The sequence below is a fragment of the Amycolatopsis sp. 3B14 genome (assembly GCF_050958625.1).
GTDB lineage: Bacteria > Actinomycetota > Actinomycetes > Mycobacteriales > Pseudonocardiaceae > Amycolatopsis_E > Amycolatopsis_E thermoflava.
The window spans coordinates 13249-36983 of record NZ_JBHZEN010000029.1; the positions used below are offsets into that span (position 1 = coordinate 13249).

Below are 23735 nucleotides of genomic sequence, written 5' to 3' on the forward strand. Positions count from 1 at the left end.
GGATGCCCGGACCGGGAACACTGCGCTGGCGTGTTCCGGTCGTGGCGGCCAGCGGTTGTGGCGGTCAACCGCGGCAGCCGATGGCCGAAGCGGTCAGGGTTGTGGCACGCAGCCGCCGAAAGGGGTACCCGGGACAGCGCTCCGGTAGAGGCCGGCCGTCGCCGCCGAGCAGGGTGCAGACCACGAGGTCGAGGATGCCCGGACCGGGAACACTGCGCTGGCGTGTTCCGGTCGCGGCGGCCAGCGGAGGTGGCGGCCAGCGGAGGTGCCGGACAGCGGTTTGCGGCGATCAACGACCGGGCGGTCAGGGGCGTAGCGGCCAGCGGCCGCGGCAGTCAGCGGCGGCGGTCAGAGGTCGGGGCGCGGTCAGTGACCGTAGCGGCTGGCGGTCGATCCGAGCTTCCGGCAGCGCCTCGTGGGACAGCGGCGCCGTGTCCCGGGCGACCGAGGATCACTCCACAGTGGACCCCGCCGGTTCCCACAGGCCCGCGGCGCGGCCCTCCGCCACGTGCTCCTCGTACACCGCCACCTTGTGCCGGATCACGGCGAGGCTCTCCTGCAGCTCCGTGATCCGCGCCCGCACCCGCTCCTCGTGCTCACGCAGCAGCGCCAGCCGCTCAGGTTCGTTGCCCCTCCCCTGCCGCACGAGCGCGGCGAACCGGCGGATCTCCTCCAGCGGCATCCCCGACGCGCGGAACCGCGTGCAGTACCGCAGCCACTCGACGTCCGCCTCGCGGTAGACGCGCCGGCCGCTCGCGTTCCGGGCGACCGGGCTCGCCAGCAGGCCTTCCCGCTCGTAGAGCCGCAACGTGTGCACGCTCAGCCCGGTGCGCCGCGCGACCTCGCCGATGCTCAAGTCCACCGGACCAGCTTAACTTGACCTAGACGCCGCTCTAACTCCTAGCGTCGCGGCCATGATCCAGAAACCACTTGGCACCGGCTTCGGCGCCCGCACCACCGCCGCCGAGGTCCTCGCCGGCGTCGACCTGACCGGCAGGCTCGCGATCGTCACCGGCGGCTACTCGGGCATCGGCCTGGCCGCCACCCGCGCGCTCACCCAGGCCGGCGCGCACGTCGTCGTTCCCGCGCGCCGCCCGGAAGCCGCGCGCGAAGCGGCCGAAGTGGACGAACTCGATCTCGCCGACCTGGACAGCGTGCGCCGGTTCGCCGAGCGGTTCCTCGCCTCCGGCCGCGGCATCGACATCCTCATCGCAGGCGCGGGCATCATGGCCGCCCCGGAAACGCGCGTCGGGCCGGGCTGGGAATCGCATTTCGCCGTCAACCACCTCGGGCACTTCGCGCTGGTCAACCTGCTCTGGCCGGCCATCGCGCCCGGCGCGCGCGTCGTGGTGGTCTCCTCGGCAGGCCATCAGCTCTCGCCCATCCGCTGGGACGACATCCACTTCGACCGCGGCTACGACCGCTGGCTCGCCTACGCCCAGTCCAAAACCGCCAACGCGCTCTTCGCCGTGCAGCTGGACGTCCTCGGCCGCGAGCGTGCCCGCGCGTTCTCCCTGCACCCCGGCGCGATCCTGACCCCGCTGCAACGGCACCTCGACACCGCGGACATGGTGGCGGCGGGCTGGGTAGACGAGCACGGCAACCCCGCCGACCCCAGCTTCAAGACACCCGAGCAGGGCGCGGCCACCCAGGTCTGGGCCGCCACCTCCCCGCGGCTCGACGGGCTCGGCGGCCTCTACTGCGACGACTGCGACATCGCCGAACCCACGGACAGCACGGAGATGATCGCCGGCGTCCGCGACCACGCGGTGGACCCCGCGGAGGCGGAACGGCTCTGGGCGCTGTCCGCGGAACTGACCGGGATCAACGCGTTCTGAGCGCGGCCAGCTCCCGCGCCAGGTTCGCCTTCGCCGCGGCCTCCCACCGCGACCGCGCAGCCGCCGTGGCGTACAGCGGATCCCGCGCCAGCAGGTCCGACAGCACAGCCGACCGGCCGGTGCGCCACAACTCGTCCGGAATCGCCGCGTATTCGGCGCGCACCGCGCTGCGGTAGCGGTCGTAGGCGACCTCCTCCGCGCCGAGGATCGCGAGGTCGGCGTCGAGCAGTGCCTGCGCGGTCGCGTCCCCGTCCGGCGCGACGTGCGTGAGCGTGGCCAGCACCAGCTCCTCGACCCGCGCCACGTGCTCCGGCCGCACCCCCGCCCGGCGCAGCCACGACACCGCCCACTCGGCACTGCGCCGCTCGTCGTCACCTGGCCGTCCGTCGTACACGACGTCGTGTGCGGCGGCGGCCAGCGCGAGCGTCGCGCGTTCCTCCGGCGGCAACCCCAGGTCCGCCGCCAGGGCCGCCGAATCCCGCAGCACCGCGAGCACGTGCGCCGTGTCGTGGTAACGGCGGTGCGGCTCCGCGTACCGGGCAGCCAGGTCCGCCGCCGCGTCCGCCGCCACACCGCCGTCGCCACCGAGCGCCCGTACCACGCTCACCCAGTCGTTCCGCACGCACCCATCATCGCGCGGGGCGGATGTTCTGGTTGACGTGGAACACGTTCTCCGGGTCGTACTTGGCCTTGATCCGCGCCAGCCGGTCGTAGTTGTCCCGGTAGGACGCTCGCACCCGGTCCTGCCCCTCGTCGTCCATCATGAAGTTGATGTACGCCCCGCCCGCCGACGTCGGGTGCAGGTCCGACCAGTAGTCCTTGGCCCAGCGGGACATCCCGTCGAGGTCGGCCGGCTCCGGCGACACTCCGACGATCACACCGGCCCACCCGCCGTCGCGGTAGCCGAACGCCGTCGCCTCCGCCGGGACGCGCGCCGCGGCGCCGTCGATCGGGTACAGGTGCATCGTCGAGAACGGCGTCGGCAGCGTCTGCCCGTACCGGACGTGGACGTCGATCGCCTCGTCGCTGATCTCCGAGAAGAAGTCGGCCTTCCAGTACCACTGCAGCCCGGCCGGGTACAGCTCGTCGAAGGCGGTCTGCAGGATGTTGTGCGGCATCGGCTGCAGCCCCACCACCAGCGGCGTGCCGTAGCTCTTCACCGGCTCCAGCACCTCGTCCGCGCGGTCGTGCGGCCCGGTGTAGCACCAGACGATGCCGCACGCCTTGCGTCCCCACAGCTCCTCGGGGAACGGCGGTGCGGGCGGGATCGTCAGCAACCCGAACCAGCCGGACAGCTCCTCCGGCAGCGACGGCAGCAGTTCGCGGTACCAGCGCAGCACGTCCGGGGTGTCGGCCAGGTCGTAGAGCACCGGCCCGCCGATAATCACGCCGTGCTCGCCGATGTCGTGGGCGCGGAACGTGAACGACGTGACCACGCCGAAGTTCCCGCCGCCGCCGCGCAACGCCCAGAACAGGTCCGGGTGCGACGTCTCGTTCGCGGTAACCAGTGTGCCGTCGGCCAGCACGACGTCGGCCGAGAGCAGGTTGTCGACGGTGAGCCCGAACCTGCGGGCCAGGTAGCCGACCCCGCCGCCGAGCGTCAGCCCCGCGACCCCGGTCGAGCCGAGGAACCCGCATGGCACGGCCATGCCGAACGGGACGGTGGCGTGGTCGACGTCGGCCCACGTGCACCCCGCGTCGACGCGGACGGTGTGGTGCTCGGGGTCGACGGTCGTGCTGTGCAGCAACGCGAAGTCGATCACCAGGGCGTCGTCGGCGATGCCGAGCCCGCCGGCGTTGTGGCCGCCGCCGCGCACGGCGATCGTGATGTCGTGTGCCCGCGCGAACTTCACGCACGCGACCACGTCCGCGGTGTCGCGCACCCGGACGATCGCGGACGGCCGCCGGTCGATCGCCCCGTTGTAGACGGCGCGGGCCGCGTCGTAGGCCGGGTCCGACGGGAGCACGAGGTCGCCGCGCAGGGTGGCGGCCAGCTCCTCGTACGGTGCGGTGGCAATGGTGGTCATGGTTCCTCCTCTGGTGGGTCGCCACGACGCTAGGGACCGGGCGTTCGCGCAGCGTTCGCCCGCGCGGGGTCAGCCGGCGCCGGCCCGAACGGCGAGGTCGTGCTCGCACCGCCGCTCCAAGGCGAGGCTGCCCTGCGCCCTGGCGAGCCGCACCGCGGAGCGCAGCCGGGACACCGCGGTGTCCGGGTCGTCGAGAGCGGCGCGTTTGCGCATCACCTCGGGCATCCACCACACGTCGTCGCGGGCCTGCCCGGCGACGATCGCCGCGTCCAGGGTCGCGCGGGCCGCGTCCGGGCCGGACAGGTCGGCGAGCAGCGCGAGCCAGTACGGCATCCGCGCGAACGAGCCCTCCGCGCGCAGGTTGTCGATGCCGCGCCGCGCGACCTCGGGCCGCCCCGCCCGCCAGCCGCCCAGCACCAGGCCCCACTCCCGGTAGTAGGCGAAGCCGTAGCGGTCGCACAGCTCGCCCAGCTCGCGCACGGTGTCGCCGAGCCGGTCCACCTCGCCGCACATCTGGTAGGTGATCCCGGCGTAGGCGAGCCCGACGGCAAGGCTGTACGGGTGCTCGGCCGACCGGGCGAGGTCGATCGCGTCCTGGCAGGCGGCCAGCGCCTCCCCGGTGTGGCCGAGCAGCCAGTGCGGGTGCGCGGCCCACCCCGTCGCGTGCACGTCGGGGCGGGTGCCGACGGTCAGCGACGGGGCGCCGCGGGACAGTTTCACGGCGAGGTCGAAGTGCTGCAGCGCCTCGGCGGGCCGTCCGAGGCTGCTCGCGCTCCCGCCGTACACGAAGTGCGCCGCGCCGCGCAGTTCCGAGTCCGGGTCGACGAGGTCCAGCACGCTCGTGGCGACCTCGTACGCGTCCGCGGTGCGGCCCTGCACGAAGCGGGAAGCCCACAGCCCGACCATCGCGGTGAGCATGGAATCCTGCTGCCCCAAGCGTTTGGCGAGGGTGATGGTGCGCTCCAGGGCCTGCTGCAGCTGCGGCGAGGCGTATCCGTGGCGGGCGTTCAGCGGCGCCGCCATCGTCTCCAGGATCGCCAGTTCCTGACGGGCGGACTCGGCGCTGTCCGGCTGGGACCGCACGATGTCCAGTGCCTCCTGGTGCAGCCGGATCGCCTCGGCGTGCGCGAAGGTGCTGGACGCGAAGGCCGCGGCGCGCCGGTAGAAGCCGACGGCGCGGTCCGGGCGCCCGCCCCGCGCGTACTGCTCGGCCAGTCGGCCGGACACCGGGTCGGTGTCGCCGGCGTGCAGCAGCTCCAGCGCCTGCGCGATGCGCCGGTGCAACAGCCACCGGTTGGGCGGGCTGACCAGGTGGTAGGCGGTGTCCCGGAGCAGATCGTGGCTGAAGTCGTAGCCGCCGTCGATCTCCTGGATGATGCGGCGCCGCCACAGCTCGTCGACGGCCTGCACGACGGTGTCCGGTTCGAGGTCGCTGGCCTCGGTGAGCAGGGCGAGCGTGAAGTCGCGGCCGACCGCGGCGGCGAGCCCGGCGGTCTTGCGCGCGGCCGGGCTCGCCTGCTCCACCCGGTTGCGCAGGACGTCGGTGAGGTCGCTGCCCGGCAGTGCCTTGCCCCGCACGGCTTCGACGACGTAGAGCGGGAAACCGCCGGTGGTGGCCTGCAGCAGCTCACGGTCCGCGGGGGCGAGCGGCTGGCCGGAGATCAGCTCGGCCAGCCGGGCGGATTCGGTGATCTCCAACGGGTTCAGCGTCAACTCGGTCAGCAGGCCGGTGCCGCGCATGCGGGTGGTCCACTCCGCGAGCTCCGGCCACGCGCCGTCGGTGCGCAGGGTCGCGGCGACGAGGACCGGCGCGTCCGGGGTCAGGCCGAGGCAGAAGGTGAGGAACGCCAGGGTTTCCTGGTCACACCACTGCAAGTTGTCCAGCACCAGCAGCATCGGGCGGCCGGCGCCGGTGAGCGCCCTGGCCAGGCCCTCGAAGAACCGGTGCCGCTGCCAGGCGTCCACCATCGCGCGGGGGCCGGTGTCCGGATCGCTCCGCGAGCGGCCCGCGGGCACGAGGCGGTCCACCTCGGCGCGCCACACCGGTTCCAGGTTCGCGGTCGCGGCGCGCACCGCGGGGGCACGCAGCCAGTCCGCGACCGGCGCCAGCGGCAGCCGCCCCGGCGTGCCGAAGCACTGCGAGGTGGCCACGATCGCGCCGTGCGCCCGTGCCGCCGAGGCGACTTCGGCGACCAGCCTGCTCTTGCCTACCCCCGCGCCGCCGCACACCAGCACGAGCCCAGGGCGGCCGGCCGCCGCGGTCTGCCAGACGCGCGAGAGGAGGGCCACCTCCCGGCCGCGCCCGACGAGCCCGGTGGTGCCGGGGCGCGGGCCCGTCGCCTCGCCCGCCAGCAGGCGGCGCAGAGCCCGCCGCGTCGCCTCGTCCGGCACGACGCCGAGTTCGCGCTCCAGGGTGGACGCACAGTGGTGGTAGGTGCTGACCGCGCTGGCCCGGTCCCCCATCGCCGCCTGCAGGTCCATCAGCGTGCGGTAGCCCTGTTCCTCCAGCGGGCGCAACTGGATCCGCCTGCGGGCGGCCTCCGCGGCGCCGGGCAGGTCGCCGCGGCTCTTCCTCGCCTGGCACAGCAGATCGCATAGCCGGACGGAGGCCGATTCCAGCGCGGCACGCGGCTCGATCACCCATTCGTCGTTGATGCCGGGCAGGAATTCACCGCGGTAGAGCGCGAGCGCGGCCGGCGCGTGCTGGAGCACCCCGTCGCCGGACTGGGCCGCCGCGCGGGCCAGTTCGAAGTCGCGCACGTCGACGCGGACGGTCGCGGTGTCGCGCCAGCACAGGTCCTTGGCCGTGACGACCAGGCAGTCCTGGCCGAGGGTGTGGCGCAGGTGGTGCAGCTCGCGGCGGAGGTTCGTCAGCGCCTGCGGTTCGGACGAGTCGGGCCAGAACAGTTCGGCGATGCGCTGCCGCGGCTGAGGGACCCCCGCGTGCACGACGAGGTACGCGACAAGCGCGACGGTGCGCGGCGAACGAGTCACCACCGAACCGTCCGCTTCGTCGAGGATTGCCTGTTCTCCCAGCAGGGAGACCCGCAGCATCCCGCCAGAGTAGACCGCGACGCGGCTCCGATCGACGGAACGCCTAGAGCCCTTGCCCGGCCAGTGCCGCACCGATGATCCGCGTGCCGTCGGGGAACGCGCCCGGGTTCGGGCCGGAGTAGTTGAGCCGCAGGTACACCCCGGGCGGCTCCGCGGGAAACCATTCGCCGCCCGGGTTCACCACCACTCCGGCCGCCTCGCAGTCGCGGATCAGGCGCGCCGGATCGGTGGCGTCCGGCAGCCGCACCCACAGGTTCAGCCCGCCCTGCGGCAACCCTTCCAGTCGTGCGGACGGCACGTGCTCCCGCAGCGCGCCGGCGAGCAGGTCGCGCCGCGCGGCCAACTGGCGGCGCACCCCGCGCAGGTGCGTGCGCCACCCGGGCTGCGTGACGACGTCGAGCGCGACCGCCTGCAGCAACCCGCTCACGTACATCGACTCGCCCTGTGCGCTGGCGAGGATCCGCTCGCGGGCCGCGCCGCGCGCGATGATCCCGGCGACCCGCACCGCCGGGGACACGCTCTTCGTCAGCGACCGCAGGTACACCACGTGCCCGCGGTCGTCGCGCGCGGCGAGCGGCACCACATCCGCCGCGATCCCGAAATCGTGCGCCCAGTCGTCCTCGATCAGGAACGCGCCGTGCTCGCGGACGACGCCGAGGACCCGGTCGCCCAGCTCGGCGGGCCAGCGGGCGCCGGTCGGGTTGGCGAAGTTCGGCTGCGCGTAGAACGCCCTGGCCCCGGTCCGCCGGAACGCGCGGTCCAGCTCGTCCGGGTCCGGACCGTGCGGACCGCTCGGCACGGGCACCACCCGCACCCCGGCCTGCGCGGCGGCGAGGATCGCGCCCCAGTACGTCGGCGACTCCAGCACCAGCGGCGCGCCCGCCCCGACGAGCCCGCGGAACGCCGCGCTGAGCCCGCTCTGGCTGCCCGGGAACACGACGACGTCGCCCGGCGCCGCCGGACCCAGCTCCGCGGCGAACCATGCCTGCAGCTCCGGCAACCCGGCGGCCGGCGGGCGGTTGACCGCGGAAGCGCCCCGCGCGGCACGCGCGAACGCGGCCCGCACGAGCCGCTCGGGCAGCAGTTCCCGGTCCGGGTACCCGGAGTGCAACGCGATCACGTCGTTCGGCACCGTCCGCAGCGCGGTCGACACCCGCGGCATCCGCTGCGGCGGCGATCCGAGCGCCGCCGTCTGCCACCCGTAGTCGTTCGCGCGCGCCACGCGGACCGCGCGCACGAAGGTGCCGACACCAGGCCGGCTCTCCACGATCCCCTGGGCCGCGAGGGTCCGCAGCGCCTTCTGCACGGTCACCGGGCTCGCCGCGTACTCGGCGACGAGCGCGCGGGTGGACGGCAGCTTCGCGCCCGGTTCGGCGGTCGCGATCCACTCGCGCAGCCCGGCGACGATGCGGGAGCTGCTATCGTCGGACATGAGACAAGATAGTAGCGCTACTCTCGTCGAGCGTCGGGTGCTACCGCCCGCGCGGGCCGGTCTCGGCTGGGGTCTGCTCGGGGTCACGGCGTTCTCGTTCACCGTCCCGTTCACCCGCGTCGCCGTCGGCGCCATGTCGCCGCTGTTCATCGGCGCCGGCCGGGCGGTCGTCGCCGCGCTGCTCGCCGCGGTCGCGCTCGCGTGCACCCGGCAACGGCTGCCGCGGGGCGTGCAGTGGTTCCGGCTCGCGATCGTCGCCGCGGGCGTGGTCGCCGGGTTCCCCGTGCTGACGTCGTTCGCGCTGACCACCGCCTCGGCCAGTCACAGCGCCGTCGTGATCGCGCTGCTGCCCGCCGCCACCGCGGTCATCGCCGTGCTGCGCGGGCGGGAACGGCCGGCGGCCCGCTTCTGGTCGGCGGCGGCCCTCGGCGCGGTGGCCGCGGTCGCGTTCGCGTCCCTGCAAGGCGGTTTCACCGGCCCGCGGTGGTCGGACCTGCTCCTGGTCGGGGCCGTGCTGGCCGCCGGGATCGGCTACGCGGAGGGTGGGCTGCTGGCCCGCGAACTCGGTGCGTGGCAGACGATCTCGTGGGCGCTCGTGTTGTCCGCGCCGCTGATGACCGCGCTCGCGGCCGTCGCGGCGTGGCAGCACCCGCCGACGGGCAACGCCGTGGGCTGGGCCGCGTTCGCCTACCTCGGTGTGGTGAGCATGTTCCTCGGGTTCTTCGCGTGGTACCGGGGGCTCGCGATCGGCCCAATGGCGCGGGTGAGCCAGATCCAGCTGGTCCAGCCGGTGCTGACGATCTGCTGGGCGGTGCTGTTCCTCGGCGAGGCGATCACCTGGCCGACCGTGCTCGGCGGCGTCGCGGTGATCGCGTGCGCCGGGCTTGCCGTGCGGACCAGGCTGGTCAGGCGAGCGTGACCTCCTCGGGCAGCCGGTCCGGCCGCAGCCCCCGCCAGGACGGCGCCCGCAACCGCCCGTCCGACGTCCACTGCCGGAACTCCACCTCGCCCACCAGTTCCGGCTCCACCCAGTGCGCGTTGCGGGCGTACTCGCGGGGCACCGGGCTGTCGAACGGGCTCGTGCGGCGGGCCAGCGGGCGCAGGCGGGCCTGCAGGTCGTCGAGCATGCGGTCGGTGAACCCGGTGCCGACGTGCCCGGCGAAGCGCAGTCCGGTCTCGTCGTGCAGGCCGAGCAGCAGGGCGCCGAACGTGCCGGACCGCCGCCCCTCGCCGGCGGTCCAGCCCGCGATCACCACCTCCTGCGTACGGGTCAGCGGTGTCTTCACCCAGTCCGGCGATCGCACGCCGGGCTGGTAGACCGAGCCGAGCCGCTTCGACACCAAACCCTCCAGGCCGACCTCGCGCGCCGCGCTCAGCAGCTCCGCACCCTCCACGTCGGACGCGAGGAAGTGCCGCCGCACCCGCACCTCCGGCCGGTCGATGCCCAAGCCCAGCAACCGTTCCCGGCGGTCTTCGTAGGGCAGGCCGGTGCAGTCCTGCTCCCCTTCGCGCAGCAGGTCGAACGCGAAGAACACGACGGGCACCGAGGACAGCCGCGCCGGGGTGGGCGCGGCCAGGTTCATGCGTTGTTGCAGGCGACCGAAATCCGGCCTGCCGTCCTCGTCGAGCGCGACGACCTCGCCGTCGATCAGCAGTGTGCGGGGATGGTCCCCGAGCACGGTCAGCTCGGGGTAGGTGCTCGTGACGTCACGCAGCCGCCGTGAGTAGAGCCGGACCTCGCCACCGGACACCGCGGCCTGGCACCGCACCCCGTCGTACTTCCACTCGAACGCCCAGCCCTCGCTGTCCCGCACGGGTCCGGGAACGGCCAGCATGGGGGCGACGGGCTCGGGCAGCGGCATGCCCCCGATGCTGCGCCGGATCGTGTGCTTCCGCCAGTCGGCCACACCTCTTGGTGGGGACTCTTCGAGAAGGCCCGCGGTGAAGTGGTGCGGCACTACCAGTGGATGCTGCGGGAGGACTACCTGCCCCGGATCGTGAACCCGATGATCGTCGACGACGCGCGGGCGGTCCGGCGACGATGCCGATCGAGTTCTCGGTCGCGGCGTTCCGCCTCGGGCACAGCATGGTGCGGGAAACCTGTTCCTGGAACCGGATCTTCGAAGCCGGTAGCCCGCTGGGCATCGCGACGTTGTTCCAGCTGTTCACCTTCAGCGGCACCGCCGGGATCCTGGCCACCGGCAGCAGATGGCCGAGTTCCTGGAGACCACCCCGCTGACCGGAACTGCGTGACGAGCTGGTCGCCAACACGCCGCTTTGGTTCTACGTCCTGCGTGAGGCCGAGGTGCACGAGGGGCGCCTGAACGGCGTCGGCGAGCGGATCGTCGCCGAGGTGTTCCACCGCTGCATCGAGGCGAGCCGCTACTCGATCCTGAACGAACCGGGCTGGCAGCCTGCGCTCGGCGCGCGGCAGGGCGGCTGCACGATGGCCGACCTGCTGGTCTTCGCGGCGGGCGGGAAGGCGGAGAACCTCAACCCCCTCGGCGACAAGCCCTAACCGAGCAGACCACGCTGGTGCGCCAGGGAAACCGCCTCGGCGCGGCTCCCGGCGCCCAGCTTGGCCATGACGCGCGACAGGTGCACGCTCGCGGTCTTCTCGCTGATGAACAGGCGCTCGCCGACCTGGCGGTTGGTCAGCCCGCCCGCGACCAGTTCCAGCACGGACCGCTCGCGCGGGGTCAGCACGTCGTCGGCGGTCGCAGCCGCGGCGGTCAGCCTGCCGCGCCGGGCCAGGTCCGCCACCGCGGACCGCAACGGTTCCGCGCCCAGCTCGGTCGCGGCGTCGCGCACCAGCCGGACCTGCTCGGCCGCCGCGTCCCGCTCGCCGTGCGCCAGCAGGGCCGCGGCCCACCGCCAGCGGGCGAGCAGCTGCCAGTACGGCAGGGGCGCGGCCTCCTCGACCGCGACCGCCCACGCGGCCGGGTCGTCGGCGCCGCGCAAGCGGTTCAGCTCCGCGGCGAGCCGGGCGGTCGGCACGCGCGTGTCCGGGCTGCGTTCCTCCAGCCGGACCTGCACCGACGACACCGGCTCCCCGGCGGCGGCCAGCTCCTCGCCCTGGGCGACCAGCTCACCGGCGTCCCCGCCGCGGCGCCGGACCTCCTCGGCGAGGTCGGCCAGCGCGGACACCCCGGTGACGACCGCCCACCGCAGGTCGGCGAGGCTGGACCGGGTCAGCGCATGCAGCCGCTCGACCACGGTCCGGATCTCCGCGACGGCCCGCTCGGCGTCGCCCTGCCACTGGGCGGCCTCGGCGAGCGCGATCCCCAGCAGCACGCCCGTGCGCGCGTCGTCGCGCTGGTCGGCCAGTCGCGCCGCGAGGTCTTCGACCTCGGCGAACCGCCCCTGCGCGGCCAGGATCGGCGCGGAGTACGACCCGACCCTGGCCCGCGCGAACCGCGGCGCGCCCGGCACCTCGGCGCGGGCGAGCGCGGTGTCCCAGTCCCCGAGCACGTACAGGTCGAACAGCTCGCTCGTGCGAGCTTCGACGCCGACGTTGCTCCAGCCGAGCCCGGCCCGTTCCGCGCGCTGCCACGCCCGCGCGGCCATCCGCGCCGCACCGGGCAGGTCCCCGCTCACCAGCAGGTTGCAGGTGACGTTGTGCAGCGCCCGCAGCTCCACCCGGACCGCGCCGATCTCGGCCGCGCGCTCCGCTGCGGCCAGGCCGAGGCGCGTGGACAGCTCGACGTTGCCCTGCCAGTCCTCGAACGCGGCGAGCGTGACCATCCCGTCGGCCTCGACCTCGGGCGCCCCGGCCGCACGCGCGTCGGCGATCGCCTGCTGGACGTGGCCGCGCAGCTCGTCGACGTCGACGTCCGGCACGCCCCACACCCAGGCGCGGGCGCGCAGCGCGAGGACCCGGGCGCGCACGACGCTCGCCGGGCGGTCGCGCACCAGCTCCCACGCCTCGGCGACGGCCTTGGACACCTCGCCGCGGTGCACGTCGAACGGGATCAACGCGATCGCGAGCTGGTGCCGCGTGTCGGCGGCCAGCTCGGGGTCGTCGCGCAGGTCCGCCTCGCTCACCGCCGAGCGGGCGTAGGTCACGGCGCGGTCGGCCTCGCCCGCGGTGTCCGCCATCGCGGCCGCCGAGCGCAGCAGCGCCAGCTGGTCCCGTCCGCTGATCCGCTCCGGCTCGTCCACCGCCTCCCACAGCTGCAGCGCCTGCTCGAGGTGGTGCAGCGCGTCGCCCGGCGCCTGCATCCCGGCCGCCTGGTCCGCGGCCCGCACCGACGCGGCGAGCGCGGTCGGCAGGTCGTGGCTGCGGAAGCTGTGGTGCGCGAGCGCGGCCGCGGTGCCGTTCTCCGCGGCCAGGCGGGCGAACGCGGCGTGCAGGCGGACCCGCTCCCCGGGCAGCAGGTCGTCGTAGACCGCTTCGCGCAGCAACGCGTGCCGGAACGCGTAGCCGTCCTCCGCGGCGACGAGGACGTTGTGCAGCACGGCCTCGCGCAACGCGGTTTCCAGGGTGTCCTCGTCCAGCCCGCAGACCGTGCGCAGGCTGGCGTGCGCGACGAGCTGTGTCGCGCCGGAGACCGCGCGGGCCACGCGCTGCGCCTCGGGGCTGAGCCGTTCCACGCGCGCCAGCAGCAGCTCGGCCAGTCCGTCCGGCAGGTTCGCCCCCCGGCGCACCGCAGCGGTCAGTTCCTCGCAGAAGAACGGGTTGCCCTCGGAGCGTTCCGCGACGGTGCGCACGGTGGCGTCCGGCAACGCGCCGTCGGCGAGCGCGGACACGAACGCGACCGTGTCGGCCGCGCCGAGCGGGGCCAGCTCGACCCGGGCCACCGCGGGCAGCCGCGACACCTCCGCCAGCAGCGGGCGCAGCGGATGGCGGCGGTGCAGGTCGTCGGTGCGGTAGGTGGCGACCACCAGCAGCCGCTGGGTGTCCAGCCGGGACAGCAGGAACAACACGAGGTCCCTGGTCGAGGCGTCGGCCCAGTGCAGGTCCTCCAGTGCGAGCAGCACCGGGCCGCGCGCGGCGAGCTCCACCAGCAGCGCGTGCACCGCGTCGAACAGCCGCAGCCGTTCCACCGCCTGGTCGACGGGCTCGGGCTGGGTGAGACCGGGCAGCAGGCGCCCGAGCACCGGCCACTGCTCCGCCGCCGCCCGCTGCCCGCCCAGCGCCTCGGCGAAGGGCAGGTACGGCAACCCCGCCTCGCCGACGTCGAGACAACGCCCGGACAGCACGGTCACCCCGTCGGCCCCGGCGACCAGCTCACCGAGCAGCCGTGACTTGCCGACTCCGGCGTCACCGGCCAGCAGCACCGCCCCCGCCTGGCCCGCCCTGGCCCGGTCCAGCGTGGCACGCAGGGTGTCCAGCTCGGGAGCGCGGCCGATCAGCGGGATCGCGGTGTCGAGGCGAGGCACACCTCATGCTCCCACGGACGGTCAGCGCGGGGGCCGTTCGTCCGCGAGGGCGGCGACCGAATCGGCCAGCCCGAAGCGGTCGCGCACCCGGCACAGGAAGTCCGGCTCGTCGAGGCGGACCAGGCGCGCGCGCCGGCTCGCCGCCTGCACGGTGATCCAGTCGCCCGGCTCCAGCACGCCCCGCAGCTGCCCGTCCACGCTCACCGCGGCCTCCCCGGACTGCTCCAGCACCCGGATGCCGACCCGCTGCTGCGGCGCCAGCACGACACTGCGGTTGAAGACCATGTGCGGCGCGACCGGCGTGAACACCAGCGCGTCCAGGCCGGGCGAGACGATCGGGCCGCCCGCGGAGAAGCTGTAGGCGGTCGATCCGGTCGAGGACGCCACGACGAACGCGTCGGTCGAGTAGACGGCGAACTGCCGCCCGTCGACGTACACCGCGAGGCTCGCCTGCCGGTCGCGGGCCAGCTTCTCCACCACGATGTCGTTGAGGCCCAGCACGTCCAGCTGGATGCCGTCGCCGTCGGACGGGGCCCGCCGCGTGTTGGGCGGTGGCAGCGCCGGGCCGCGGCCGTACCGCAGCATCGGCTCGATGCCCTTCGGGATGCTCAGCGGCCGGGACGCGCACATGGTGAGCGTCATTCGCGAGTCCTCCTGGAAGGCGCCGTCGTCGACCGCGTCCAGCGCGGCGACCACGTCCTCGGTGGCGACCTCGGTGAGGAACCCGACGCGGCCCACGTTGACGCCGAGCACCAGCGACCCGACCGGCGCCGCGACCCGCACCCCGCGCAGGAAGGTGCCGTCACCGCCGACGGTGACGATCAGGTCCGGGTTGCCCGCGCGCTCGGCCTCCTCCTTGGCGTGCCGCCGGTGGCCGTCGAAGTCGTCCCAGACGTCGATGTCGGTGCACGGGATGCCGCGGGCGGCCGCCCAGGCGCGGACCTCGCCCGCGGTGCGCCGCGCGGCCTCCTTGCCGCCGTGCACGACCAGGCCGATCCGGGAAACGGAAGCCATGTCCCTCCTCGCGACCGGAGGCACTCCACGTCGGCCTCCTCGGTACCAAGCTAGTACCGGCGGGTCAGGACGCGAGCGGCTCGGCGCCTTCGGGCACCGCAACGAGGGCGGGCTTGGGCAGTTCGGCGCAGCTCACGCGCAGTTCGGCAGGCCGCGGGGTCGCCCACGTCCCCAGCATCAGGAAGGTGACGGACTCGCCCGGCCCGAGGTCGAGCACGTCGGGCAGGCGGCGGGTGAGGGCGCGGTCGTAGCGGTCGCCGAAGTCGACGCGGACCCCGGTGGCGAGGACCGGGCCGGTGTTGGTGAGGCGGTACCACTGCTGCGGCTGGGCCTCGAGGCGGAACGCGGGCGCCGGCTCACCGACACGGCGGGGCAAGGCCGACCGGCGGCCGAACCAGAACGCCGTCGCCACGGCCAGTATCAGCACGGCCACCTCGATCATCAGTCGCACAACCAGCTGATCGTCCGTTCGGGGCAGTGCGCTACCCGGGGTGATCGAACCGTGATGTGACAAGCACGATCATCAATGTCCCGTCCACCAGGGATTCGGGCAGCGGCCACCCGGGGTGCTTAGCGTGTGCGCGCCTTTCCTCCCGAACCCCCGAAAAGGTGACGCATGACCGACCTCTCCCCCACCCGCCGTCAGGTCCTGATCGCCGGTGGCGCCGCGCTCGGCGCCGCTGCCTTCGCCGGCTGGGGCACCGCCTCCGCCAGCCCCGTGCGCGACCCGTTCACCCTCGGCGTCGCGTCCGGCGACCCCCTGCCCGACGGCGTCGTGCTGTGGACGCGGCTCGCGCCGGAGCCGCTGGCCGCCGACGGCCTGGGCGGCATGCCGTCGAAGGCCGTGCCCGTCGAGTGGCAGGTCGCCGCGGACGAGCGGTTCCGGCACGTGGTGCGCGCGGGCGCCGAGATCGCGCGGCCGGAGTCCGCGCACACCGTGCACGCCGAGGTGTCCGGCCTGCAGCCCGGCGCCGAGTACTTCTACCGCTTCCGCGTGGGCAACGAGATCAGCCCGGTCGGCCGCACGAAGACGGCGCCGCGGCCGGGCGCGCGGCTGGACAGGTTCTCGTTCGCGTTCGCCAGCTGCCAGAACTACCCGGACGGCTTCTACACGGCGCACGCCCACCTCGCCCAGGAGGACCTGGACCTGGTGGCGTTCCTCGGCGACTACATCTACGAGGGCAACGGGCAGGGCAGCATCGGCCGCGGGCACACCCCCGCCGCGGAAACCTTCAACCTGGCCGACTACCGCGTCCGGCTGGCCCAGTACAAGGGCGACGCGGACCTGCAGGCCGCGCACGCCGCGTTCCCGTGGGCGGTCGTGTTCGACGACCACGAGGTGGAGAACAACTGGGCGGGCGACATCTCCCAGCCCGACACCGAGCCCGACCAGGACCCGGCCGTGTTCCGGCAGCGGCGGGCGCAGGCGTTCCAGGCGTACTGGGAGCACATGCCGCTGCGCCGCGCCCAGCGCCCGTCCGGGCCGGACATCCGCATCTTCCGCAGGCTCACCTTCGGCGACCTGGTGGACGTGCACCTGCTGGACACCCGCCAGTACCGCGACGACCAGGTCGCGGGCGACGCGCGGCTGGACCCGTCGCGCACGATCCTGGGCGCGCAGCAGAAGGAGTGGCTGCTGCGCAACCTGTCCGGCCCGACCGCGCGGTGGAACGTCCTGGCGCAGCAGGTGTTCTTCGCCCAGCGCGACTTCACGTCCGGCACGGCCGACTCGTTCAGCGACGACGCCTGGGACAACTACTACGTGGAGCGCAACCTGGTGCGCTCGAAGCTGGCGCAGGCGAGCAACCCGGTGGTCATCACGGGGGACGTGCACGCGAACTACGTGGCGGACGTGAAGGCCGACTTCGAGGACCCGGCGTCGGCGACGGTCGCGACGGAGCTGGTGGGCACGTCGATCTCCTCCGGCGGCGACGGGACCGACCAGAACTCCGGTGACCGCGTGCAGCTCGCGGAGAACCCGCACATCAAGTTCATCAACCGCAAGCGCGGCTATGTGCGGAACACGATCACGCGGGACTCCTGGACCGCCGACTACCGCATCGTGGACTACGTGACGCGCCCCGGCGCGCCCGTCCAGACCCGGGCGAGCTTCGTCATCGAAGCCGGCCGCGCGGGGGCGCGGCAGGTGTGACCGGGGTTCCTCACCCGCCGGTCTCCCACAGCCGGCGCGTGAGGAACTCCCGCTCGGGCGCGTTCTCCGTCCGCCGCAGGGCTTCCTCGTAGGCCCGCGCCGCTTCGTCCCGCCGGCCCAGGCGGCGCAGCAGGTCCGCCCGGACCGCGTGGAACAGGTAGTACTCGGTCAGCCGCAGGCGCTCCACGAGCGCCAGCCCGGCCGCGGGACCGTCGACCTCCGCCACCGCGACCGCCCGGTGCAGAGCCGCCACCGGGGACGGCGCGACCGCCATGAGCTGGTCGTACAGCGCCACCACCTGCCGCCAGTCGGTCTCCGCGGCGGTCGGCGCGTCGCTGTGCACCGCGTTGATCGCGGCCTGGATCTGGTACGGCCCCGGCCGCCCCCGCCGCAGGCACCGGCGCACCAGTGCCTGCCCCTCGGCGATCAGCTCCCGGTCCCACCGGCTCCGGTCCTGGTCGGCCAGCAGCACCAGCTCCCCACCCGGACCGGTGCGGGCGGCACGGCGCGACTCGGTCAGCAGCATCAGGGCCAGCAGCCCGAGCACCTCCGGCTCGTCCGGCATCAGCCCGGCCAGCACCCGCGTCAGCCGGATCGCCTCGGCGCACAGGCCTTCGCGCCGGGCCGTGTAGCCCTCGTTGAACACCAGGTACAGCACCGCGAGCACGGCCCGCAGCCGGTCCGGCAGGTCCGCCTCGTCCGGCACCCGGTACGGGATGCGAGCGGCGCGGATCTTGCCCTTCGCGCGCACGATCCGCTGAGCCATCGTCTTCTCCGGCACCAGGAACGCCCGCGCGATCTCGGCGGTCGTCAGTCCGCCGAGCAACCGCAGGGTGAGCGCCACCCGCGCGGCCGGGGCCAGCGCCGGGTGGCAGCACGTGAAGATCAGCCGGAGCCGTTCGTCGGGCACGGCACCCTCCTCCACCGGCTCGTCGCGGGCGTGCAGCAGGGCCGCGCGGGCCTGCCGGTCGTCGCGGATCGCCTCGCGCCGCAACCGGTCCACGGCGCGGTTGCGGGCGGTCGTGATGATCCAGCCCGCCGGGCTCGGCGGGATCCCGTCCTCGGGCCACCGCCGCACAGCCGTGGTGAACGCGTCCTGGACCGCCTCCTCGGCGATGTCGATGTCGCCGAAAACGCGAACCAGGACGGCCACCGCGCGCCCGTACTCCTCCCGGAAGACGCGGGCGATCTCCTCGGTCAACCGAGGGACTCCTCCACGAACGGCCGGACCTCGATGGGCAGCCCGACCGCCCGCGCGGCCTTGCGCCCCCACACCAGGGCCTCGTCCAGGTCGGCGGCCCGGATGAGGGTGAACCCGCCGACATGCTCCTTGCCCTCCAGGTAGGGCCCGTCGGTGACGAGCACGTCGTCGCCCTGCGCGCGGAGGACGGTCGAGGTGCTCGGCGGGTGCAGCCCGCCGCTGAACACCCACGCGCCCGCGGCCCGCAGCTCCTCCTCGAACGCCGCCACGTTCTTCATGATCGGCTCGAGGACCTCCGGCGCGGGCGGCTCGCCGTCGGGCTGGTAGATCGTGAGCAGGTAGTGGGTCATGGTCCCTCCTCGGGTCGGTTTCCACCCTCTACACGAACGGCGTCCCCGCGGATCGACACCACACCGGAAAATACTTTGACGGGCGCCCGTTCGCGGACGACAGTGGAGTGCACCGAAACTCCACGCGATGCCCGCCCGATCCGCCGCGCCCGGCTCCACACCGCGCGCGCCGGTCCGGTCGCCGAGGCGCGCGTGCGCGGGCCCGCTATCGCACGGGCCGCCCCCGGCCGGCGCGGACCGAAGCCGCGCCGGCCGGGGAGACCAACGGCGCCACCGATTTCAGCGTCCGGGGCGCACCAACCTGCTGTCGATCGCGTTGTGCGCGGACACCGGCGCACTGCACGGGTCTCTGACGACCCGGCTCGCGCTGCCCGCCATCACGCACCTGGAGACCGCGCCGATCCTGCGAACAGCGCGTCGTCGGTCTCGACGTCGAAGAACAACGCGCCGCGCCCACGGAGTTCGTCGACCCGCCGCGCGACCGTGCCGCCCGAGGTCAGCGCACCCAGGCGTGTCGTCGCGCCGCGCGAGCGCGTGCGCGATGTCGTGCGCGGTGCTCGGCGCCGCGGTGAGCCGGACGATCCACTGCTGCCCGCGGGTGCCGGCGGGTTCCGTCCAGGCCGCCGCGCCCGCCGTGCACGACAGCCTGCCCGGCCCGGTGGCGGACGTCCAGTGGTTCAGCGCCGCCTACACCCTGCCGTTCACCGCGCTGCTGATCACCGCTGGGCGGCTCGGCGACCTCGCCGGGCGCCGCCGGGTGTTCCGGCTCGGTGTGACGGCGTTCCTGCTCACCTCGCTGGCGTGCGCTCGCGCCGGACGCCGGCGCGTTGATCGTGTTCCGGGCCGCGCAGGGCGCGTCCGCGGCGGTGATCATCCCGCAGACCATCGGGCTGATCCGCGCGATGGTCACCGGCCCGGCGTGTTCCGAGCGCTCGGCGCGATCGGCCCGGTCAAGTGGCTCGCCGCGGTGTACGGGCCGGTGCTCGGCGGCGTGCTCACCGCGGCCTGGACCTCGCGGTCGGCTTCCTGGCGAACGTGCCGCTGTCGGTGATCGTGCTGCTGCTCGCCCGTGGCCTGCCGGAGGACCGCGTGCCCAGCCGCCCGCGCCTGGACCTGCCGGGCACGGTGCTCGCGGTCCTCGGCCTCGGGCTGCTCGTCCAGCCGCTGACGCAACTGTCCACTCCGGACTACCGGCTCCTCGCGGCCGGCGCGGTCGTGCTCGTCGTCCTCGTGCTGCACCAGCGCCGCAGCCGTGCTCACTCGTCGAACGGTCCCTGTCCGCCGGACGATGGTTCCCGGCCGCGCTGGTCACCTCGGCGCTGTTCGTCACCGCCACCTCGGGCCTGCCCCTGGTCCTGGCCCTGCACGAGCAGCTGGACGCCGGCGCGGGAGTGCGGGCCGCCGGGCTCACGTTTGGTGCCGTGTTCGTCGCGGGCCTGAGCGACCACGCCGTTGTCCTCGGCACGCTGGGGGTGATCGGAATCAGCGCCGGGTTGTTCAGCCCGGCGTTCTTCACCGCGGCGCTGCGCGCGGTGCGCCGGCGGAGATCGGTTCCGCCGCGGGATTGCTCAACGCGGTTCAGCACTCGGCGCGACGCTCGGTGTCGCGCTGCTCGGCGGCGTGTTCTTCGACGGCGGGCGCGCCTGCCGCGTACCGGATCGCGATCGCATTGGCGATCGGCGCCGCGGCCGGTGCCGCGGTGATGGCGGGAAAACGGCGCTCTCGGTTTTCCGGTGATGCGGGTTATCGTGTTTCGTGACCATTCCGCGATTCCCGCCGCGGACTTTGCGGTGGCAGGTGATCCTGCTCGTGAGCGGGTTGCTCCTGCTGCTCACCACCACCGCGATCGTCACCACCGCGGCCCGCGTCCACGTGACCGACGTCGGTTCGCGGGTGCGGGACACGCTGCGCCCGGCGCAAGTCGCGGTCGCCGCGCTCGGCAAGGGTTACGTGGACATGGAAACGGGCGAGCGCGGTTTTCTGCTGACGCGCGATCCGCAATTCCTGCAACCCTACGAAACGGGGCACGCGGCGGTCGCCGGCGCGGAGGACGACCTCAGGCGGCTGATGGCCGGTGACGCGGAATCGATCACTCTCCTCGACGAAGTCAGCGCGGCGGGCGCCGAGTGGCGCACCCAGGTGGCCGAGCCGTCGATCGCGCAGGTCCGCGCGGACGGCACCGTGGCGGACGGCCGGCTGGGCAAGGCCTTGTCCGACACCCTGCGCGCACGTCTGGCCGCACTGGGGAACCACCTCGACCAGCTCATCGCGGCCCGGCTGGAATCGTCGCGCCGCGCGAACGCCACCGCGAACCTGACCACCGGGCTGTGCGTGGGGCTGGCGCTCGTGCTGGGAATCGCGAGCGTGGTCATCCTGCGCCGCTCGCTCGTCACGCCGCTGAACCGGCTGGTGGCGCAGGTGCGCGAGGTGGCCGCCGGCGACCTGCACCGCGAGGTCGAGGCCACCGGGCCGGAGGAGGTGGTGCGGCTCGGCGAAGCGGTCGAGGCCATGCGGGTGCGGATCCTGTCGGAAGCCGAACAGGTGGCGGCGTCGGCGAACCGGATCGCCCGGCTGGAGGAAACCGACCGGATCGCCCGCACGCTCGGCGACACGGCGATCCGCCGGCTCTACGGCATCACGCTGGACCTGCAGTCCGCGGCCGCCCGGTTCCCCCGGTCCGGCCCGGTGATGGCTACCGCGATCAGCGGCATCGACCGCACGATCTCGGCGCTGCGGAGCTCCGTCTACGGCACGGCCGCGACGCGGACCCGCCCGGCGCTGCGCGCCCAGGTCAGCGACGTGGTCGGGGAGCTGGAGACGACCCACGGGCGCGCGCCGGGGCTCGTCCTGACCGGCGACCTCGACATCGAACCGCCGGAGGAGGTCACCGCCGAGGTCACCCAGGTGCTGCGGGACATCCTGCGCGCCACCGCGGTGCCGGGCGGCGGCGCGGAGGAGGTCGAGCTGGCGCTGTCCGGCGAGGAGATCCTGCTGCGCGTGCGGTGCGCGGTGCCGGACGAGCAGGTGGCCGGGGTGGAGCTGGCGCTGGCGGAGGTGTCGGGGGACGCGGTCGTGTGCCGCGAGCCGGGCCGGGTCACGGTCGAGTGGCGGCGTCCGTTGTGACCACCGGGTAGGCCGGTTCGCTCATCTCCGCCAGCGCGGTCTCGCGGCCCTCCGGCGTGAGGTGGTCGATGTAGAGGCGGCCGTTGAGGTGGTCGGTCTCGTGCTGGAAGCAGCGGGCGAGCAGGTCGCGGCCAGGCACGGCGACGGGGTTGCCCGCGAGGTCGAAGCCGCGGACGGTGACCTGGGCGGGGCGTTCGACGACGGCCCTGGCGCCGGGCACGGACAGGCAGCCTTCGGGATGGGCGCCGGTCTCGTCGCCGGCGACTTCGATGACGGGGTTCACGACGTGGCCGGCGTGCCACAGCTCGCCGTCGCTGCGTGCGTAGCTCTCCGGGCACAGGTAGACGAACACGCGCAGCGGGACGCCGATCTGGTTGGCCGCGAGGCCGACGCCGCTGGCGGTGCGCATGCTGACGAACATGTCGGACACCAGCTGGGCCAGGTCGTCGCCGAACTCGGTGACGTCGGCGCACGGCTGGTGCAGCACCGGGTTGCCGACGACGGTGATGGGCCGGGACTCGCCCCGGGCGTAGTGGTGGGCCAGGTCGCCGCCGGTGGTGACGTCGTGGTGGACCTCGATCTCGGACATGGGACGAGTAAACCAACCGGGTGCGGGTATGACGGCGAGTGCCCAGTTCGAGTGCATCTGAAGGCAGGCAGAGATGACGAAGGCTCGCGAAATCATGACGCCGGAACCGGAGTGCGTGCGGACCAGCGACACCGTGCTCGACGCCGCGAAGCGGATGGCGGAGCTGCAGGTGGGGGCGATGCCCATCTGCGGTGAGGACAACCGGCTCAAGGGCATGCTGACCGATCGGGACATCGTGGTGAAGGTGCTGGCGGAGGGCAAGGACCCGCGCGCCGTGAACGCCGGAGAGCTCGCGCAGGGCGAGGCGGTCACGATCGGCGCCGACGACGATGCGGAGGAGATCCTGCGCACAATGTCGCAACACCAGGTCCGGCGGCTCCCGGTGATCGACGGCCACGACCTGGTGGGGATCGTCGCGCAGGCGGACGTGGCGAGGTCGCTGGACGAACCCAAGATCGGTGACCTGTTGCAGGCACTTTCGGCCGATTGATGCCGGTTCGATCGGGTTTGTGCAGATTCCTCGGCTTTTTTAGGTTCGTCGTTCCCGCCCGGAGGGGCGTTCAACGCTTGGTTCGTTGGCGCCCGCTCCGGGCTTTGCGCTGTGTCGGTGAGGCCCGCGCTCGGCCTTTGTGCCGTGTCGGCGAGGCCCCGCTCCCGGCTTCTCCGCCCCGTCATTGAGGCCCGCTGAGGCCCGCTCGCGGCTATGCGCCGTGTCGGTGAGGCCCACTGAGGCCCGCTCGCGGCTATGGGCTGCGTCCCTGAAGCCCACTGAGGCCCGCTCGCGGCTATGGGCTGCGTCGCTGAAGCCCACTGAGGCCCGCTCGCGGCTATGGGCTGCGTCGCTGAAGCCCACTGAGGCCCGCTCGCGGCTATGCCCTGCGTCGCTGGAGCCCGGCGACACCCGAGCGACTATGCGCTAGCGTCGCTGAGGCCCGCTCCCGGCTTCTGCGCCTCGTCGTTGGCGCCCGCTCCCCGCGTTGCGCCGCCCTGCGTTCCAGCCGATCTGCCCCGCGCGCAGGTATACCTGTTGCTCCAGTCAGGTGATTCAACCAATTCGACCCGATAGGGTGGCGATTTTCCGCCCAGCACAGGTTTTTGTCGGTCCCCGTCCCTAATGTGGCCGGCATGAACCCGACAACCCACCGCAGTCCCAAGTGGACGGTCCGTATCCGCGCCGCCCTGCTGGGCGCCGCGCGCGCCCTGGCCAGGTCAGTCCGCGTCCTCCAGCCGGAACCCGACCTTCAGCCCGACCTGGAAGTGCCCGATCGCGCCGTTCTCGATGTGCCCCCGTATTTCGGTCACCTCGAACCAGTCCAACCCCCGCAACGTCTGCGAAGCACGCTCGATCCCCCCACGAATGGCGGCCTCCAAACTCTCACTGGACGAGCCGACGATCTCGGTGACGCGATAGGTGTGCCCGGCCATGTCAGGCCTCCTTGCCCTAGGCGAATCCCGGCCCCGGCATTGTCACCCGCCACGCCCGCCACCGCATCCCACTCCCGATCTCGCGCACCCACCCCCACCTGCGTGCCATCCACCCACCTCACCTTCCGGCGAACACCACCCTCAACAT

The 23735-nt window shown here is 73.6% G+C and carries 22 protein-coding genes; 9 read left to right on the forward strand and 13 right to left on the reverse strand.

What is annotated here, in order from left to right; translation table 11 throughout:
- Window positions 1–451: 451 nt before the first annotated feature.
- Entirely contained in the window at window positions 452–862 is a 411-nt protein-coding gene (locus ACCP09_RS18405) for a MerR family transcriptional regulator (protein WP_433748186.1), read from the reverse strand.
- Between the two features lie 52 nt (window positions 863–914).
- Between ACCP09_RS18405 and ACCP09_RS18410 the strand changes: the two genes are divergently transcribed.
- The gene (locus ACCP09_RS18410) at window positions 915–1838 is read left to right on the forward strand and encodes an SDR family NAD(P)-dependent oxidoreductase (RefSeq protein WP_433748189.1); all 924 of its coding nucleotides are present in this window, start codon (window positions 915–917) and stop codon (window positions 1836–1838) included.
- Here the strand turns inward: ACCP09_RS18410 and ACCP09_RS18415 are convergent.
- The 4 genes from ACCP09_RS18415 to ACCP09_RS18430 form a co-directional block, all read right to left on the reverse strand.
- Window positions 1825–2460, reverse strand: a complete 636-nt coding sequence (locus ACCP09_RS18415; protein WP_433748192.1) for an HD domain-containing protein — start codon at window positions 2458–2460, stop codon at window positions 1825–1827. The two genes, ACCP09_RS18410 and ACCP09_RS18415, sit on opposite strands and share 14 nt — an antisense overlap.
- Before the next feature lie 7 nt (window positions 2461–2467).
- A complete protein-coding gene (locus ACCP09_RS18420) occupies window positions 2468–3865 on the reverse strand; it encodes an FAD-binding oxidoreductase (protein ID WP_027934672.1) in 1398 nt (465 codons plus the stop codon).
- A gap of 69 nt (window positions 3866–3934) precedes the next feature.
- Window positions 3935–6919 (reverse strand): ATP-binding protein, encoded by a 2985-nt coding sequence (locus ACCP09_RS18425; protein ID WP_400990096.1) that lies wholly within the window; start codon window positions 6917–6919, stop codon window positions 3935–3937.
- Between the two features lie 43 nt (window positions 6920–6962).
- The gene (locus ACCP09_RS18430) at window positions 6963–8351 is read right to left on the reverse strand and encodes a PLP-dependent aminotransferase family protein (RefSeq protein ID WP_433748196.1); all 1389 of its coding nucleotides are present in this window, start codon (window positions 8349–8351) and stop codon (window positions 6963–6965) included.
- Here ACCP09_RS18430 and ACCP09_RS18435 point away from each other — a divergent pair.
- Complete coding sequence (locus ACCP09_RS18435) at window positions 8350–9270, forward strand: DMT family transporter (RefSeq protein WP_433748199.1); 921 nt, start codon at window positions 8350–8352, stop codon at window positions 9268–9270. The genes ACCP09_RS18430 and ACCP09_RS18435 overlap by 2 nt on opposite strands.
- Here the strand turns inward: ACCP09_RS18435 and ligD are convergent.
- Window positions 9257–10213, reverse strand: coding sequence for a non-homologous end-joining DNA ligase (gene ligD, locus ACCP09_RS18440; RefSeq protein WP_433748202.1), 957 nt, complete (start codon window positions 10211–10213; stop codon window positions 9257–9259). The genes ACCP09_RS18435 and ligD overlap by 14 nt on opposite strands.
- Window positions 10214–10392: 179 nt before the next feature.
- Between ligD and ACCP09_RS18445 the strand changes: the two genes are divergently transcribed.
- Both ACCP09_RS18445 and ACCP09_RS18450 read left to right on the forward strand, forming a co-directional pair.
- Window positions 10393–10590, forward strand: a complete 198-nt coding sequence (locus ACCP09_RS18445; RefSeq protein WP_433748205.1) for a hypothetical protein — start codon at window positions 10393–10395, stop codon at window positions 10588–10590.
- 66 nt (window positions 10591–10656) lie between these two features.
- A complete protein-coding gene (locus ACCP09_RS18450) occupies window positions 10657–10869 on the forward strand; it encodes a hypothetical protein (protein ID WP_433748208.1) in 213 nt (70 codons plus the stop codon).
- Here the strand turns inward: ACCP09_RS18450 and ACCP09_RS18455 are convergent.
- The 3 genes from ACCP09_RS18455 to ACCP09_RS18465 all read right to left on the reverse strand — a co-directional run bounded on the left by ACCP09_RS18455 (window position 10866) and on the right by ACCP09_RS18465 (window position 15189).
- Complete coding sequence (locus ACCP09_RS18455; RefSeq protein WP_433748211.1) at window positions 10866–13733, reverse strand: helix-turn-helix transcriptional regulator; 2868 nt, start codon at window positions 13731–13733, stop codon at window positions 10866–10868. The genes ACCP09_RS18450 and ACCP09_RS18455 overlap by 4 nt on opposite strands.
- Before the next feature lie 21 nt (window positions 13734–13754).
- Window positions 13755–14747, reverse strand: coding sequence for an NAD(+)/NADH kinase (locus ACCP09_RS18460; RefSeq protein WP_433748214.1), 993 nt, complete (start codon window positions 14745–14747; stop codon window positions 13755–13757).
- Window positions 14748–14811: 64 nt separating this feature from the next.
- The gene (locus tag ACCP09_RS18465) at window positions 14812–15189 is read right to left on the reverse strand and encodes a hypothetical protein (protein WP_027934663.1); all 378 of its coding nucleotides are present in this window, start codon (window positions 15187–15189) and stop codon (window positions 14812–14814) included.
- 174 nt (window positions 15190–15363) lie between these two features.
- Between ACCP09_RS18465 and ACCP09_RS18470 the strand changes: the two genes are divergently transcribed.
- A complete protein-coding gene (locus tag ACCP09_RS18470; protein ID WP_123685268.1) occupies window positions 15364–16899 on the forward strand; it encodes an alkaline phosphatase D family protein in 1536 nt (511 codons plus the stop codon).
- 10 nt (window positions 16900–16909) lie between these two features.
- On the opposite strand, the gene ACCP09_RS18475 is transcribed toward ACCP09_RS18470, so the two are convergent.
- Window positions 16910–18100: an RNA polymerase sigma factor gene (locus tag ACCP09_RS18475; RefSeq protein WP_433748219.1), complete on the reverse strand. Its 1191-nt coding sequence runs from the start codon at window positions 18098–18100 to the stop codon at window positions 16910–16912.
- Window positions 18097–18450 (reverse strand): YciI family protein, encoded by a 354-nt coding sequence (locus ACCP09_RS18480; protein WP_378365401.1) that lies wholly within the window; start codon window positions 18448–18450, stop codon window positions 18097–18099. The genes ACCP09_RS18475 and ACCP09_RS18480 overlap by 4 nt, the downstream gene beginning before the upstream one ends.
- Before the next feature lie 511 nt (window positions 18451–18961).
- On the opposite strand from ACCP09_RS18480, the gene ACCP09_RS18485 reads away from it, so the two are divergent.
- The 3 genes from ACCP09_RS18485 to ACCP09_RS18495 all read left to right on the forward strand — a co-directional run bounded on the left by ACCP09_RS18485 (window position 18962) and on the right by ACCP09_RS18495 (window position 21573).
- Window positions 18962–19501 (forward strand): hypothetical protein, encoded by a 540-nt coding sequence (locus ACCP09_RS18485; RefSeq protein WP_433748223.1) that lies wholly within the window; start codon window positions 18962–18964, stop codon window positions 19499–19501.
- Window positions 19486–19890 (forward strand): hypothetical protein, encoded by a 405-nt coding sequence (locus ACCP09_RS18490; RefSeq protein ID WP_433748226.1) that lies wholly within the window; start codon window positions 19486–19488, stop codon window positions 19888–19890. Before ACCP09_RS18485 ends, ACCP09_RS18490 begins: the two co-directional genes overlap by 16 nt.
- A 315-nt stretch (window positions 19891–20205) precedes the next feature.
- Window positions 20206–21573, forward strand: a complete 1368-nt coding sequence (locus ACCP09_RS18495) for a CHASE3 domain-containing protein (protein WP_433748229.1) — start codon at window positions 20206–20208, stop codon at window positions 21571–21573.
- Here ACCP09_RS18495 and def read toward each other — a convergent pair.
- The gene (gene def / locus ACCP09_RS18500; RefSeq protein ID WP_123685265.1) at window positions 21545–22162 is read right to left on the reverse strand and encodes a peptide deformylase; all 618 of its coding nucleotides are present in this window, start codon (window positions 22160–22162) and stop codon (window positions 21545–21547) included. The two genes, ACCP09_RS18495 and def, sit on opposite strands and share 29 nt — an antisense overlap.
- 73 nt (window positions 22163–22235) lie before the next feature.
- On the opposite strand from def, the gene ACCP09_RS18505 reads away from it, so the two are divergent.
- Window positions 22236–22652: a CBS domain-containing protein gene (locus tag ACCP09_RS18505; RefSeq protein WP_027934655.1), complete on the forward strand. Its 417-nt coding sequence runs from the start codon at window positions 22236–22238 to the stop codon at window positions 22650–22652.
- Window positions 22653–23371: 719 nt separating this feature from the next.
- Here ACCP09_RS18505 and ACCP09_RS18510 read toward each other — a convergent pair.
- Window positions 23372–23587, reverse strand: a complete 216-nt coding sequence (locus ACCP09_RS18510) for a dodecin (protein WP_027934654.1) — start codon at window positions 23585–23587, stop codon at window positions 23372–23374.
- Window positions 23588–23735 lie beyond the last annotated feature (148 nt).

Coding starts and splice junctions, on each gene's coding strand:
- ACCP09_RS18410 (WP_433748189.1), top strand. CDS start 915: ATGATCCAGAAACCACTTGGCACCGGCTTCGGCGCCCGCACCACCGCC.
- ACCP09_RS18420 (WP_027934672.1), bottom strand. CDS start 3,865: ATGACCACCATTGCCACCGCACCGTACGAGGAGCTGGCCGCCACCCTG.
- ACCP09_RS18425 (WP_400990096.1), bottom strand. CDS start 6,919: ATGCTGCGGGTCTCCCTGCTGGGAGAACAGGCAATCCTCGACGAAGCG.
- ACCP09_RS18435 (WP_433748199.1), top strand. CDS start 8,350: ATGAGACAAGATAGTAGCGCTACTCTCGTCGAGCGTCGGGTGCTACCG.
- ACCP09_RS18430 (WP_433748196.1), bottom strand. CDS start 8,351: ATGTCCGACGATAGCAGCTCCCGCATCGTCGCCGGGCTGCGCGAGTGG.
- ligD (WP_433748202.1), bottom strand. CDS start 10,213: ATGCCGCTGCCCGAGCCCGTCGCCCCCATGCTGGCCGTTCCCGGACCC.
- ACCP09_RS18445 (WP_433748205.1), top strand. CDS start 10,393: ATGCCGATCGAGTTCTCGGTCGCGGCGTTCCGCCTCGGGCACAGCATG.
- ACCP09_RS18460 (WP_433748214.1), bottom strand. CDS start 14,747: ATGGCTTCCGTTTCCCGGATCGGCCTGGTCGTGCACGGCGGCAAGGAG.
- ACCP09_RS18465 (WP_027934663.1), bottom strand. CDS start 15,189: ATGATCGAGGTGGCCGTGCTGATACTGGCCGTGGCGACGGCGTTCTGG.
- ACCP09_RS18470 (WP_123685268.1), top strand. CDS start 15,364: ATGACCGACCTCTCCCCCACCCGCCGTCAGGTCCTGATCGCCGGTGGC.
- ACCP09_RS18480 (WP_378365401.1), bottom strand. CDS start 18,450: ATGACCCACTACCTGCTCACGATCTACCAGCCCGACGGCGAGCCGCCC.
- def (WP_123685265.1), bottom strand. CDS start 22,162: ATGTCCGAGATCGAGGTCCACCACGACGTCACCACCGGCGGCGACCTG.
- ACCP09_RS18505 (WP_027934655.1), top strand. CDS start 22,236: ATGACGAAGGCTCGCGAAATCATGACGCCGGAACCGGAGTGCGTGCGG.
- ACCP09_RS18510 (WP_027934654.1), bottom strand. CDS start 23,587: ATGGCCGGGCACACCTATCGCGTCACCGAGATCGTCGGCTCGTCCAGT.